This window comes from Cupriavidus yeoncheonensis (assembly GCF_905397275.1).
Classification (GTDB): Bacteria; Pseudomonadota; Gammaproteobacteria; order Burkholderiales; family Burkholderiaceae; genus Cupriavidus; species Cupriavidus yeoncheonensis.
This window is the reverse complement of sequence record NZ_CAJPUY010000016.1, coordinates 36029-49415: the sequence shown is the minus strand read 5'-3', so window position 1 is coordinate 49415 and position 13387 is coordinate 36029. Positions and strand designations below refer to the sequence as shown.

The 13387-nt window shown below is 65.7% G+C and carries 10 protein-coding genes; 1 reads left to right on the top strand and 9 read right to left on the bottom strand.

What is annotated here, in order from left to right; translation table 11 throughout:
* Window positions 1-70 precede the first annotated feature (70 nt).
* The 6 genes from KHO22_RS21280 to KHO22_RS21255 all read right to left on the bottom strand — a co-directional run bounded on the left by KHO22_RS21280 (window position 71) and on the right by KHO22_RS21255 (window position 7104).
* Window positions 71-1075 carry a tripartite tricarboxylate transporter substrate binding protein gene (locus KHO22_RS21280; RefSeq protein WP_211949156.1) on the bottom strand — a complete coding sequence of 335 codons (1005 nt, stop codon included), beginning with the start codon at window positions 1073-1075 and terminating at the stop codon, window positions 71-73.
* Window positions 1076-1151: 76 nt separating this feature from the next.
* Window positions 1152-3317: an acetate--CoA ligase family protein gene (locus KHO22_RS21275; protein ID WP_211949155.1), complete on the bottom strand. Its 2166-nt coding sequence runs from the start codon at window positions 3315-3317 to the stop codon at window positions 1152-1154.
* Between the two features lie 57 nt (window positions 3318-3374).
* Window positions 3375-4598 carry an acyl-CoA dehydrogenase gene (locus tag KHO22_RS21270; protein WP_420839636.1) on the bottom strand — a complete coding sequence of 408 codons (1224 nt, stop codon included), beginning with the start codon at window positions 4596-4598 and terminating at the stop codon, window positions 3375-3377.
* A 2-nt stretch (window positions 4599-4600) separates the two neighbouring features.
* Window positions 4601-5044, bottom strand: coding sequence for a Zn-ribbon domain-containing OB-fold protein (locus KHO22_RS21265; RefSeq protein WP_211949154.1), 444 nt, complete (start codon window positions 5042-5044; stop codon window positions 4601-4603).
* Window positions 5045-5048: 4 nt separating this feature from the next.
* Window positions 5049-6266: a thiolase family protein gene (locus KHO22_RS21260; protein WP_211949153.1), complete on the bottom strand. Its 1218-nt coding sequence runs from the start codon at window positions 6264-6266 to the stop codon at window positions 5049-5051.
* A 55-nt stretch (window positions 6267-6321) separates the two neighbouring features.
* Window positions 6322-7104, bottom strand: a complete 783-nt coding sequence (locus KHO22_RS21255) for an enoyl-CoA hydratase-related protein (RefSeq protein WP_211949152.1) — start codon at window positions 7102-7104, stop codon at window positions 6322-6324.
* A gap of 151 nt (window positions 7105-7255) precedes the next feature.
* Here KHO22_RS21255 and KHO22_RS21250 point away from each other — a divergent pair, with 151 nt between their 5' ends.
* Window positions 7256-8161 carry a LysR family transcriptional regulator gene (locus tag KHO22_RS21250; RefSeq protein WP_211949151.1) on the top strand — a complete coding sequence of 302 codons (906 nt, stop codon included), beginning with the start codon at window positions 7256-7258 and terminating at the stop codon, window positions 8159-8161.
* Between the two features lie 147 nt (window positions 8162-8308).
* On the opposite strand, the gene KHO22_RS21245 is transcribed toward KHO22_RS21250, so the two are convergent.
* The 3 genes from KHO22_RS21245 to KHO22_RS21235 form a co-directional block, all read right to left on the bottom strand.
* Entirely contained in the window at window positions 8309-9712 is a 1404-nt protein-coding gene (locus KHO22_RS21245) for an MATE family efflux transporter (protein WP_211949150.1), read from the bottom strand.
* Window positions 9713-10000: 288 nt separating this feature from the next.
* Entirely contained in the window at window positions 10001-11428 is a 1428-nt protein-coding gene (locus KHO22_RS21240) for an aldehyde dehydrogenase family protein (protein ID WP_211949149.1), read from the bottom strand.
* Between the two features lie 477 nt (window positions 11429-11905).
* On the bottom strand, window positions 11906-13381 hold the full coding sequence (locus tag KHO22_RS21235; RefSeq protein ID WP_211949148.1) for a coniferyl aldehyde dehydrogenase: 1476 nt from the start codon (window positions 13379-13381) through the stop codon (window positions 11906-11908).
* Window positions 13382-13387 lie beyond the last annotated feature (6 nt).

Below are 13387 nucleotides of genomic sequence, written 5' to 3'. Positions count from 1 at the left end.
GGACGTTGCGCCGCCCCCCCGGGAAAAAGGGCTTCCAGGAGGCCGGAGCAAGGCGCCGACCCTCCGGGATCTAGTTCTCCTTGTCGATGATGTTCAGCGACTCGCCAAGCGCGCGGTACATCTGAAACTGGCTGCGGGCGTATTCACGCGTGTCGTCCGGCCCGCGCTGGAAAGGAATCGAACCGGTCAGCTCCGTGGTCCGGACCCAGGCGGCGTCCTGCGCGAGCGATTTCATCAACTCGCCAAGCTTGGTGACCACTTCGGCGGGCAGGTTCGGGGGGCCGTAGACCGCGCTCCAGCCCGTCATGCGTTCCATTTCCGGATAGCCGAGTTCCCGCGCTGTCGGCGTGTCGGGCAGCACCGCGAGCCGCTGCGGCGTTGTCACCATCACTGCCCGTAGCGAACCTGCCTTGATCAACTGCAGGAAGGTGCCGACGCTCCCGCAGGCGAAGTCGATCTGGCCGGCGACCAGCGCAGTGGTTGCCTCCGAGGTGCCCTTGTACGGGACCTGCATGGGAGCCTTCCCGCCCAGGTTCAGTACCCGGAACAACTGGCGCGGGCCCATGTCATTGGTGGTCAGCACGCCGGCGGTGCCGAAGTTCATGGCCGGGCCCCTGGCGCGCATCGCGGCCGCGAGCTCCTCGAAGGTCTTGTAGCTCGGGCTGCGCGTCATGCAGCCATAGGGGTTGAGCTCGAGCATGCCGATCATCGTGAAGCTATCCCACTTGTACTTCGTGCGGGTCGGCATGATGGCCGGCAGGATCGACTGCGATCCCGGTCGTGCCAGCAGCAGGGTGTAGCCGTCGGGGGGCGCAGCGATCGCCTGAGCCGAGCCGATCACGCCGCTGGCGCCGGGCTTGTTGACCACGATCACGGGCACGCCCAGCGCACGCTGGGCGGCGGCGGCGAAGTTGCGCGCGGCAAGGTCTGAATCGCCGCCGGCGCTGTAGGGTGCGATCAGTGTGATCGGCTTGTTCGGGTAGCCGCCTTGCGCCTGCGCCCCGCTGCCGGCCAGCGCAAGCAGCAAGCTGCCGAGTACAGCCGGCCAGCCGCACCATGAGGATTGCTTGTTCATCCTTTGTCTCCTTCGTGGAGCCGCCCCGGGGACGGGGGGCTCTTCTTGCGCCGCGCCTCCACCCTGGGGCGCGCCGTCAGCCTGCCTTCGGCCCTCCGAGCACCATCACGCAATCGACTCCGACAGGTCCGGCCGGACCGACCAGCACGGGGTTGAGGTCAAGCTCCTCGAGCCATGGCGCCATCGCCGCAGCCCAGACCGACAGCCGGGACAGCAGCGCGGCGAGTGCCGCGCGATCGACTGCAGGCTGGCCCCGCACGCCATCGAGCAGCGCTCGCATGCGCAACTCATCCAGCATGCGCAGACCTTCGGCCTCGCTGAACGGGGCCCGCCGGAACACCACGTCCTTCAGCACCTCGACCAGCACGCCGCCCAGCCCGACCATCAGCACCATGCCGAAGCCCGGATCCCGCTGTACGCCGATCACCAGCTCAAGCTGACCGGTAGCCATCGGCTGCACGACCACGCCATCGAGCCGCGCCTCGGGTCGGGCCGCTACGGCCCGTTGTATCAGGGTGGCATAGCCCTGGCGAACCGCGACCTCGTCGTTCAGCTTGAGCAGGACGCCTCCGACTTCGGTCTTGTGCGTGATGTCGGGCGACTCGATCTTCAGCACCACCGGGCCGCCCGCCGTACGCCAGGCCGCTACCGCCTCATCGGCATGGCGCGCCAGCGCCACTGGCGCCATCGGCACGCCGGCTGCGTGAAGCCAGCCGGCAGCCTGCACGGTCGGCTGCACGCCATCACGAAAGCCGTTGCCGCGGACGTCCGCCGCGACACGCGCCACCGCGGCCGCCAGCGCCGCGCGCTCGGCGTGCTGCTCGGCCGCCACGCGCAGTGCCTGACGATGGCGAACCATTGCCGCGGCCGCCTCGACCGCCCGTTCCCCGGCGCCGAATACCACCATGCCTTCGGCTCGCAACCGCCGCACCGCTTCGGGCGGCGCCGCCACCCAGCAGATGATGAACGGCTTGTCGGTGCGGTCACGGATCTGGCAGAAGATGCGCACCAGAAGGTCCACGTGCGCGGTCATCAGTTGCAGCCAGACGATGCCCACATGCACCTGCGGGTCGGTCAGCAATGTGACGACGGATTCGAGCAGCAAATCAGGGTTGGCGACGAACTGGCCAGTCACGTCCACCGGATTGCCGGCAGCGCCGAAGGCCGGCATCACCCTGGCGAGCATCACCTGCGTCTGCGGCGCCAGCGCGGGCACCTCGAGGCCGAGTTCTTCGGCCCGGTCGGCCATCATGACGCCGGCGCCGCCCGACTGCGTGGCGATGCCAAGCCCGGTGCCCTGCGGCACGCGGTCCGAGCACAGCGCCTCGAGCATGTCGAGCATCTGCTCTTCATTGCGGGCACGCAGCACCCCGTGCTGGCGCAGCACCGCGTCGAACACGTCGTCCTCCACCGCGAGGGAGCCGGTGTGCGAAGCCGCGGCGCGCACACCGGCGGCCATGCGGCCGACCTTGGTCAGCACCAGCGGCTTGCCAAGCTCGGCGCAACGCTGGGCCAGCCGAACGAGGCCAGGGCCGTCGCGCATGCCCTCCATATAGCCGGCGGCGACGCGGATGCGCGGATCCTCGATGACCGCCAGCATCAGGTCACTGAAAGTAACGCCGGCCTCGTTGCCGGTGTTGATGAAATACCCCAGCCCCAGTCCGCGCTGGCGCACCAGGGCCGCGATCGCCGTGCCGAACGCCCCCGACTGCGTGACGAACGCCACCGGGCCGGCACCGGTATCGCCGTCGGCATACTGGCTGAAGGTGGCATAGACGTTGTCGAACGCGTTGACGAAGCCCAGGCAATTCGGACCGCAGATCAACACGCCGTGCGCGTCCGCGCAGGCGCGCAACGACTGCTCGATCTGCCTGCCTTCGGCGCCCATCTCGCCGAAGCCGGAACTGAAGATCACCGCGGCAGCGACACCGCGTCGCCCCAGCGCCGCGATGCAGGCCTCGACGTCGCGCGCCGGCAACGCGACGATGGCGAGGTCGGGCGCCTCCGGCAGCGCGGCGACGTCGGGATAGCAGGCAAGCCCGGCAATCTCGGGGTACTTGGGGTTCACGGGGTAGATGCGCCCGCTGTAGCCCTTTGCGATCAGGTGCCTGAGCGGCCGGCCGTTGACTTTCGCGAACTGTGGCGAGGCGCCGACAATCGCGATCGAGCGAGGGCGCAACAGGCAATCCAGCGCACTGCGCGCTGGCTCCGCGGAGCCGGCAAGGGACTGGGTGGTGTTCATCGTGCGTTCGGCGGTAATAGGTAGGTGTGCAGTCAAGGCGATGGAAGGCATGGCAGGTCAATTGGCAAACGCCGACAGGCCGGTCTGGGCGCGCCCGAGCACGAGCGCGTGAATGTCGTGCGTGCCCTCCAGCGTATTGACGGTTTCCATGTTCATCAGGTGGCGAATCACGTGATATTCGTCAGAAATGCCATTGCCGCCGTGCATGTCGCGAGCCAGGCGCGCGATCTCCAGCGACTTGCCGGCACAATTGCGCTTGAGCAGCGACACCATCTCGGAACTGGCCGCGCCCGCGTCGCGCAGCCGGCTGACTTGGAGGCAAGCGAGCAGGCCGAGGGCGATCTCCGTCTGCATATCGGCAAGTTTTTTCTGCACCAGCTGGTTCGCGGCCAGCGGGCGGCCGAACTGCTTGCGGTCGAGCACATATTGGCGCGCCGCGTGCCAGCAAAACTCGGCCGCGCCCATGGCGCCCCAGCAGATGCCGAAGCGCGCATTGTTCAGGCAGGCGAAAGGTGCTGCGATGCTGCGCGCGTCGGGCAGACGCTGCGACTCCGGCACGAACACATCGTCCATCAGGATCTGCCCGGTGGGTGACGCGCGGACCGAGAACTTGCCCTCGATCTTGCTGGTTGCCAGGCCCTTCATGCCCCGCTCGAGAATAAAGCCGCGCACCATGCCTTCGTCGTCCTTGGCCCAGACCACCATCAGGTCAGCGATCGGCGCATGCGTGATCCAGGTCTTGCAGCCCGACAGCCGCCACCCCCCTTCCACCTGGCGTGCACGGCTGGCCATGCTGCCAGGATCCGAGCCGTGGTCGGGCTCGGTCAGGCCGAAGCAGCCAAGCAACTCCGCGCGCGCCATCGCCGGCAGGTAGCGCTCGCGCTGCGCCTGGCTGCCGAACAGGTAGATGGGCGTCATCGACAAGGTGGTCTGTACGCCCAGCGCGGAGCGGAAGCTCGTGTCCACGCGTTCGAATTCGCGGGCGATCAGGCCATAGCCCACGTAGCTGATGCCGGCGCAGCCGAAGCCTTCGATGGTTGCGCCCAGGAAGCCAAGCTCGGCCATCTCCTTCATCACCGAGACGTCAAAGCGCTCGTGGCGGTTGGCGGCAAGGATGCGAGGCGCGAGCCGCTCCTGGGCGTAGGCGCGTGCGCTGTCACGTATCATGCGCTCTTCGTCGCTGAGTAGCGTGTCCAGTTGCAACGGGTCCTGCCAGTCGAATGGCACGTCGCGCATCGCGGCCTTGCGCAGCGTAAGCGGGTCCGGGGCCGGATGGGTCATGGTCAGATCCTTTTGCTTGAGTGGTTGCGCAACGGGCGGAACTTCGGGATACCGGCCTCGGCGCTGATGTCCTCGCAGTGGACCTCGACGCGCATGCCGACATGGATCTCTTCGGGCCTGCAATCGGTCACCTGGGCGTACATGCGCGCACCGTCATCCAGATCGATCAGGCACAGGACCAGCGGGAGGTCAGCCTCCCAGCCGGGATAGTTCATCGCGACCGAATACGACACCGTGTGCGAATAGACGGTGCCATGCGGTTGCGCATCGGTCCAGGCAAGCGCGCGGCTGCCGCACTCGATGCACCAGGGCTTGGGATGAAAGTTGAAGGTCCCGCAATCGCCGCATTTCTGCAGCACGAAACGGCCTTGTTTCGCCGCGGTCCAGAACGGGCGGGTCTGGTCAGTGATGGCGGGCAGCGGCTTGGCTGTCAAGGGGCTGGTCATGGGTTCATGGCTCCGTTCCAAGGATCAGTGAAATACAGCTGCGGCCCGGGCGTCCGTAGGGGATGCCGCCAAATCCGCAGGATGCGGCAATGCGCGCATTCTTGACCTGGCGCTCACCGGCTTCGCCGCGCAATTGCGTGACCGATTCGACCAGCGGCATAAAGCCGCCGATCGCACCACCGGGCTGGCCGCCGGAGAGCTGGCCGCCGTCGGTGGAGAGCGGGAAGTCGCCGTGGAAGCGCAGGTCGCGTTCCTCGATGAAGCGCCCGCCCTCGCCCTTCTTGCAAAAGCCCCAGTCCTCAAGCGTCATCATGGCGATGAAGGGGTAGTCGTCATAGGGCTGGAACAGGTCGATGTCGGCGTGCCGCACGCCACCCATCGCCATCGCCCGTGGCGCTGACTGTGCATAGCCAGTGGTGGTCACGTCAGGCAAGGCCCGCGAGCCATGGTAGTAGTTGTTGGCCTCGCCGAAGCCGCGCAGGAACACCGGCTTGTCGGTCAGCGTGCGGGCCGTCTCGGCCGAGGTCACCACGTAGGCCAGGCCACCGTTGACGATAGGCACGCAGTCAAGCAGACGGATCGGATGCGACAGCATGCGCGAGTCCATGTACTCGTCCAGCGTGAATGGCTTGCGATAGATGGCACCGGGATGGAACGATGCGTTGTAGCGCGTGGACACCGCAAGCTTGCCCAGCTGCTCGAAGCGAAGCGAGGGGAACTGATGCAGATACCGGGTCAGCACCAGCGCGAACTGCGCACTCGCGCCCATCACGCCGAATGGTCCCTGGAAGTCCCAATAGACGCCGCGCGTGCGTTCCGGCGATAGCGGAAGCCCGGGGGCCGCGGACGGAATGTTCAGCGGCGTATCGGCCCCCACCACCAGCACGCGGTCCACGATGCCCGCCTTGATCATCGCCGCGGCGCGGATCAGCATCGCCGATGCCGAAGCGCCCCCCTGGTCGGCGCGCAGCAGCACCTGCGGGCTGATGCCCAGGTTCTCGGCCGTGGCGGCTGACCAGTTCACCGTATGCGCGACTTCGGCATGCGCCACGCCAAGGCCCTGCCCGTCGAACTCCTTCTTGCTGAGGCCCGCCTGCTTCAGCGCGAGATCGGCGGCCCAGGCGATGTATTCGTCAACAGTCGGTGCCGGCTCGCCGGGCTTGGCCCGGCTATATGGCGTTCGCCCGACACCGACGATGGCGACTTCCGAGCGCATGGTCATAGTGAGAAATTCCTTTTGAAGTCAAAGAAGATTCGTTGTGAAACGCTGCCGTGTCTCATTGCCCTGTGAACGCCGCTGTACGGCGCTGGATGAAGGCGTTCATGCCCTCCTTCTGGTCATCGGTGTCAAACAGCAGTTCGAAGGAGCGCCGCTCCAGCAGTAATCCGGTAGCGAGTGCCGCGTCGCCGCCCGCCAGCGCTGCTTCCTTGATCAGGCGCACCGCAACCGGCGGACGCGAGGCAATCATCTCCGCGAGCGCCAGCGCACCCGCTTCGCACGCCTCATCGTCGGTGACCTCACTCACCAGCCCCATCGCCAAGGCGTCCTCTGCCGGGATCGGCTTTCCGGTCAGCAGCAACTTCATGGCGTGGTACTTGCCGACCGCCCGCATCAGGCGCTGCGTGGCGCCGCCGCCCGGCATGACGCCGACCGTCACTTCGGGCAGGCCGAACTGGGCGCTGCGGCCTGCCACGATGATGTCGGCGTGCAGCGCCAACTCGCAGCCACCACCCAGTGCGAAGCCGGACACGGCCGCCACCACCGGTTTGCTGCAGTCGGCAATCGCCTTCCAGCAGCGCGGTACGTCCAGCGCCCAGACCGCGTGGGAGCCCAGCTCCGCCAGCTCCTTGAGGTCGGCCCCGGCAGCGAAATGTCCCTGGCTGCCGCACAGCAGCACGCAGCGCACGTTCCTGTCGCGATCAAGTTCGAGGAAGGCTTCCGCAAGCTGCTGGCGTAGCGCGGAATTGAGCGCATTGCGGGCGTGTGGCCGATTGATGCGAAGCCGCGCAACGCCTGGGGCAGGCTGGTCTCTGAGTAACAAGTCACTGGCTTCGTTCATGGCTGCACGCTGATGGGTTCAGGGCAATCGTACGCAGCGCAAGCCAATTCAAGAAGTTTAGAAACCGAATGCGCTTTATTGATAGTTGGAATATGCTCCATTACCCTAGTGCTGCCATGCCGACGCGGCGCTCTGACGCCCACCTTCCGCCATGAACCTGCGTTCGATCGACCTCAACTTGCTATTGGTGTTCGACACCATCTATAGCGAGCGCAACATCTCCAGGGCCGCGAGCAAGCTCGCGCTGTCCCAGCCGACGGTAAGCAACGCCCTGGCACGCCTGCGCGAACGGCTGGACGACCCGCTGTTTACGCGCACGCCCGACGGCATGGTGCCGACAGCACGGGCCAAGACGCTGGCGGATCCCGTCCGCCAGGCGCTGGACCTGATCGAGCGCGGCATCCGTTCGGACGACGCGTTCGACTTTGCCCGCTCGGACCATTGCTTCGTGATGGCTGTGGAGGACTATGGCGAGACCGTGATCCTGCCGCGCTTCTCGGAGTGGCTTGCACAAACGGCGCCGAATATCCGGCTCAAGATCCGCCCCGAGCCAGGCGGACAACTGGGCATGGCAATGAAGGACGGTCAGGTCGACCTGACCCTGGACTTCTTCGTGCAGCACGACCCCTCGTTTCGCAATGAATGCGTACTGACGGACAGTCTGCTCACACTCTCTCAGTGCGATCATCCGCACCTGTCCGGTCGTCTGACGCTGGAGCAGTATCTCGCGCAGCGACATGTCGCGCTCACACCGCGTGCCGGCTCGATGTCAATGATCGAACTGGCCCTGGCCAAGCGCGGGCTGCGCCGGCACATCGCGATTGAAGTGCCGCATTTCCAGTCGATGCCGGTGCTGGTGCAAAAGACCAAGCTGCTGTGCACCCTGCCCAAGCGCATGGCGCACCTGTACGCCGACAACTTCGGGCTGGCGGCACACACGGTGCCGCTGCGCGTGCCGAGCTTCCCGATCTACCTGAGCTGGCACCGCTCGGCGGACACCGACCCGGCGCACCGATGGCTACGCGAGAACCTGATCGCTCTCTGCCAACGCCTCTGAAGTGGGCGGCAACCCGCCAGCGGCGAATCGGCCGCTCGCGTACATGACGGTTATTCCAGCGGCCTGCCTGGCCACTGGCTCGTCAGGCCGCCGGGCCAATCGAGGCATTCGCGGACTGGCTGTCGCATGGTTCTTCAGAGGAAATGGTCATTGTGGCGTCAACCGCCGCATCAACGCGGCCGTGCTGCGCGGCCAGCCCACACGGCCGAACCACGCGCCGCCGGCAATTGTGGCGGCGATGACGAGGCCGTACACGACGAGCCCGGCGCCCTGCGCAATGAACACGTGTATCAGGTCGCCGCCCCAGCGCAAGGCAAGCCATCCTCCGAGGCCGGCTACGGTCAGGCGCACGAGGTTGCCGGTCACGGGCCACCACAGGCGCCCGGCGCCTTGCGATGCGAAATGCAGCACTTGTCCGACGCCGAAGAAACCATACAGCGGCCCGACGACATGCAGGTATTGGGTGCCGGCCAAAAGCATGGCAGGCTCGTTGCCAAACAACAGCAACCAACTGTGTGGGAAGATCGCCGCGGCCAGGCCGATCGCCTCGGTGATGACAAAGGTCATGACGGCGCCGATCCATGCTGCCCTGAGGGCCCGCTCCCGGTCGCCGGCGCCAATGCAGGTGCCAACCATGGCCACCAACGGGGCGCCAAAGCCGAACGCCAGCGGCACCAGCAGGTACTCGAGACGCGCGGCGGTGCCGTAACCCGCAATCGCGTCTGGCCCGAAATGCCCCGACAGCGCCGTCGCGATGCCGATCGACAGGTTGGTGGACACCGTCGCGATCATTCCTACGAGGCCGATGCGCAGGATGTCGCGAAACAGCGGCCAGCGCAGCCGCACCCCCGCGAACTTCGGCTTGAGGAGGCTGCCCGGCGAACGCAGGTACAGCCAGAACGCAAGCGTTCCGCCAAGGTAGTACAGGAGCAGCGCCGCTGCGCCGCCGGCAATGCCCATGCCGGGAATCGGCCCCCAGCCGAAGATCAGCAGGGGCGACAGCGGAATGAGCACCACCGCGCCCGCGACGGTCACATTGGACGGTACGGCCATGTTGCCGGTGCCGCGAATCACCGCCGCCAGCGAGTTGAATAGCCAGACCAGCACGGCACCGGCAAATACCAGGTCCGAGTAGACCAGCGCAGCCTCGAGCGACGCGCCGGTGCCGCCCATCTCCGCATACAGCCACCGCCCGCCCAATAGCAGCGCCGATGTGAACGCAAGGCCGAAGCCGAGCGCAACCACCAGCGCGTGAAGCACCAGCGCATCGGCATCGTCCCGGCGTCGCGCGCCGAGCGCCCGCGCAATCGACGACGTGATGCCGCCGCCTATCGCGCCCACGGAACTCATCTGCATCAGCATGACGATCGGAAACACCAGCGCCATCGCGGCAAGCGCATCATTCCCCAGCTTGCCGACGAAATAGGTTTCGATGAGGCCGACCGATGCCTGTGTGATCATCACCAGCATATTGGGCGCCGCAAGGCGCAGGACGGTCGGTACGATGGGGGCTTCCAGAAGGAGACGCGTGCGCGGATCGATGGTAGTCATGGACGAACTCCACCCAGGCAGGCAACAGGTACCGGCATGGCCTTGAGGATCGGGAGTCGCATGCAGGACTCGGGGGTGTCGCCAGCGGTGGGCTGGACCCAGCTCATTAGAATTGGGGGCGTGTTGGTCATGTTCTTGTCTCCGTGTTATGTGGGATGTGTATCCGGAACTCCAATTAGCTGCTGTTTCGTCCTTGTCGAGCCGCTTCGGTCATGCCCCAGGCATGGCGGACTTCCACGCCAAAGCGCTCCATCAAGGTCCGGATCAGTGCGGGCGGAATGGCCGCGCTCACTGCATCGGCAATTGAACGGCCTTGAATTCGAGATACTCCTCGATGCCGTACTTGCCGAGCTCGCGCCCATTGCCCGATTGCTTGTAGCCACCAAACGGTGCAAGCAGGTTGAACGGACCGCCATTGATATCCACCTGGCCGGTGCGCAGGCGGCGCGCCACGCCCTTGGCGCGTTCCATATCGCCCGACCAGACCGCGCCGCCCAGTCCGTAGATGGAATCGTTGGCAATGCGCACGGCGTCGTTCTCATCTTCATAGCCGAGGATGCTCAGTACCGGACCGAAGATTTCCTCGCGGGCGATGACCATGTCTGGCGTGACGTTGGCAAACACCGTCGGCCGGACGAAGTAGCCTTTGTCGAGACCGGCAGGCGCGTCGGGGCCGCCTACCACTAGTTCAGCGCCCTCTTCCATGCCTTTGCGGATATAGCCCTGTACACGGTGGCGCTGCACGGCCGAGATGACCGGACCGATCTGGCTCTGCTCGTCGAGCGGATCGCCCACCTTCATGCCGCCAACCACCTGCGCCGCGATCTGCTTGACCTCGGCCATGCGCGTCTTCGGCACCAGCATGCGCGTATGCGCGAAGCAGGTCTGGCCGTTGTTGAGATAACAGGCCTGGATTGCCCCGGCGACCGCGCTGGAGAAGTCGGCGTCGTCGAGGATGATCGCCGCAGACTTTCCGCCCAGCTCCAGCGCAACCCGCTTGATGGTCTGAGCGCCCAGTTCGCCAACGCGGCGGCCCGCACCGGTCGAACCGGTAAAGGACACCATGTCGACTTCCGGATGCGACGCAAGGGCCTCGCCCACCACCGGACCGAAGCCCGGCACCAGGTTGAACACGCCTGCCGGCAAGCCCGCTTCATGGATTACCTCGGCTAGCAGGTAAGCCGTGAGAGGCGCCACTTCGGAAGGCTTGAGCACCACGGTGCAGCCAGCCGCCAGTGCGGGGGCCACTTTCGCCGCGATCAGCGTGAGCGGGTAGTTCCACGGCGTAATGCACGCCACGACACCGACGGGTTCGCGCATGACCAGGGAGTTCCCCACCGCTTCGGTCAACGTCAGTTCGCCGAGCACTTGCGCGGCAATACCGAAATGCGCAATCGCTGCGCCGGCCTGGGCATACTGCGACCAGGCAATGGGGGTGCCCACCTCGGTGCTGACGAGCTGCGCGACTTCCGCTGCCCGTGCTTCCAGGCCTGCGGCAATCTTCGCGAGGAAGCCTGCACGTTCCTGTGGACTGGTTTGCGACCAGCCATCAAAAGCTGCACGGGCGGCGCGTACAGCATTGTCGGCATCGGCTGCGTTGCCCAGCGTCACGCGTGCGATGGCGGCTTCCGTGGAAGCGTTCACCACTTCTGCATACTGGTGGCCCTGCGGTTCCACCCAGTTTCCGTTGATGTAAATCTGCTTGTAGATCTTCATTTTGCTGTTCCTCGCTTGATGTGCTGTCTGTTGACACGGCGGAGCCCATGCACGGCCTGCTGTGCACGACCGCGCAAGTCATGTGTCGGTTGAGAGTTTCTGAAAACCTGATGAAATCAGGGGGCGACCGCGTTGGATATCACCTCATCCATCGATGTCGGTCCGGGCGGCGCGGATGCGGGATCCTGCGGCTCGAGCGCCGGGCGCCCGCGGGCCGCATGCCATGAGGAAAAGATGCAGGCGGCCAGCAATACGCTGACGGCGTACCAGGCGCGTGCCGGGGGTGACACTGGCCGCGGCTTGCGCGGCCGAGTGCGTTGGCTCGGTCGCGTGGGCATTTTGTGAAATCACTTTGTCTCCCCCTTTCACAGGGATCCCCCGCTGTATCTTGTAAAGGCGATCGGCGGGTGGTCGTCCGGCCATGAGGCCGGACCGGATTGCTGCTGATGCAGCGGTCGAAGTCAGGTGCCTCTAGTTTCAGTGCTTGTTCGAGGCCCCCAGAGCGGGGTCGGGGCGGCCGAGGAAGAACTGCAGTGCCATGCGCTGGATGACCGTTCCGTAGGGGGGATAGAACAGGTCGATGGGGAAGAAGCGATGCCGCTTGAACACGGTCTTGGCATGGGACAACTCGCGAAAGCCCTCTTCCCCGTGATAGTTGCCCATCCCCGAGTTGCCGATGCCGCCGAAGGGTGCGTCGTGATTCACCACATGCCAGCCCCAGTCGTTGACCGAGACGCCGCCCGAGTGCGTTCTGCTGAGCAGATCGTCGCGCTCGGCGCGGTCGCGGCTGAAACAGTACAGAGCCAGGGGACGCGCGCGCTCGTTGATGAAGCCGATCGCCTCGTCCATCGTGTCGTACGGAACGACCGGCAGGATGGGGCCGAAGAGTTCTTCGGTCATCACCAGCATGTCGGGGGTGACGTCCGTGACGATCTGCAGCGGCAGCGTGCGCTCGTTGCCAACCGGCATCGGCCCGCAGGACTCGATGCGCGCGCCCTTGGAGCGCGCATCATCGAGCAGTCTCTGGATGCGTTTGTACTGACGCTCGTCGACAATCGAGGTGTAGTCGGGGTTGCCGGCCGTGTTGTTGTCAAAGAACTGTTCAAACGTTTGGCGCACGCCGACGATGAACTCGCCAACGCGTTCGCGCGGCACCAAGGCGTAGTCGGGTGCAACGCAGATCTGGCCGGCATTGGTCGACTTGCCGTGGGTGATCCGCCTGGCCGCATCGGCCACCGGGTAGTTGCGCGTGACCAGGGCCGGGGACTTGCCGCCCAGCTCCAGGGTAACGGGTGTCAGATTCTCGGCCGCCTGGCGCATCACGATCTTGCCCACACCGGGCGAGCCGGTGAACACGATGTGATCGAAGGGTTGCGAGGTGAATACCCCGGGATCGAGCAACTCCGCGCCAACCACCGCCACCAGGTCTTCGGCAAACACCTCTGCGAGCATTGTCCTGAAGACAGCGTTGGTCGCGGGCGTGGCCTCCGGCATCTTGATCATGACGCGGTTGCCGGCAGCGAGCGCGGCAACGGCCGGGCCGAGGGCCAGGTAGATCGGGAAGTTCCACGGCGTGACCACGCCCACCACCCCCTTGGGCTGGTACATCACCTTGACGCTGTTGGACAGGAACAGCAACTCGGTGCTGCGGCGACTAGGCTTCATCCACCGTTTGAGGTGCGCGACCGCGTGGTTGAGTTCCATCATCGAACCCAGCAGATCGAGCATCTTCGACTCGGCATGTGAGCGATGGCCGAAGTCGCGGCTCATCGCGTCGGCGAGCACATCCTGATAGCGCGACAATTGCGCCTTGAGCGCCTTCAGGCGGCTCAGCCGCACGCCGGCCGAGGGCAAGGGATCCGCCAGAAAGGCGCTGCGCTGCGAAGCAAAGATGCGTGCGACGCGATCAGTGGCTGCAAGTTCCGGCGTCGAATGAAATGGTGTGTTGTCCATGGTGCT

Excerpts from the sequence above, each read along its gene's own strand:
- KHO22_RS21280 (WP_211949156.1), bottom strand. The coding sequence starts at position 1,075 with ATGAACAAGCAATCCTCATGGTGCGGCTGGCCGGCTGTACTCGGCAGC.
- KHO22_RS21275 (WP_211949155.1), bottom strand. The coding sequence starts at position 3,317 with ATGAACACCACCCAGTCCCTTGCCGGCTCCGCGGAGCCAGCGCGCAGT.
- KHO22_RS21270 (WP_420839636.1), bottom strand. The coding sequence starts at position 4,598 with ATGACCCATCCGGCCCCGGACCCGCTTACGCTGCGCAAGGCCGCGATG.
- KHO22_RS21265 (WP_211949154.1), bottom strand. The coding sequence starts at position 5,044 with ATGACCAGCCCCTTGACAGCCAAGCCGCTGCCCGCCATCACTGACCAG.
- KHO22_RS21260 (WP_211949153.1), bottom strand. The coding sequence starts at position 6,266 with ATGACCATGCGCTCGGAAGTCGCCATCGTCGGTGTCGGGCGAACGCCA.
- KHO22_RS21255 (WP_211949152.1), bottom strand. The coding sequence starts at position 7,104 with ATGAACGAAGCCAGTGACTTGTTACTCAGAGACCAGCCTGCCCCAGGC.
- KHO22_RS21250 (WP_211949151.1), top strand. The coding sequence starts at position 7,256 with ATGAACCTGCGTTCGATCGACCTCAACTTGCTATTGGTGTTCGACACC.
- KHO22_RS21245 (WP_211949150.1), bottom strand. The coding sequence starts at position 9,712 with ATGACTACCATCGATCCGCGCACGCGTCTCCTTCTGGAAGCCCCCATC.
- KHO22_RS21240 (WP_211949149.1), bottom strand. The coding sequence starts at position 11,428 with ATGAAGATCTACAAGCAGATTTACATCAACGGAAACTGGGTGGAACCG.
- KHO22_RS21235 (WP_211949148.1), bottom strand. The coding sequence starts at position 13,381 with ATGGACAACACACCATTTCATTCGACGCCGGAACTTGCAGCCACTGAT.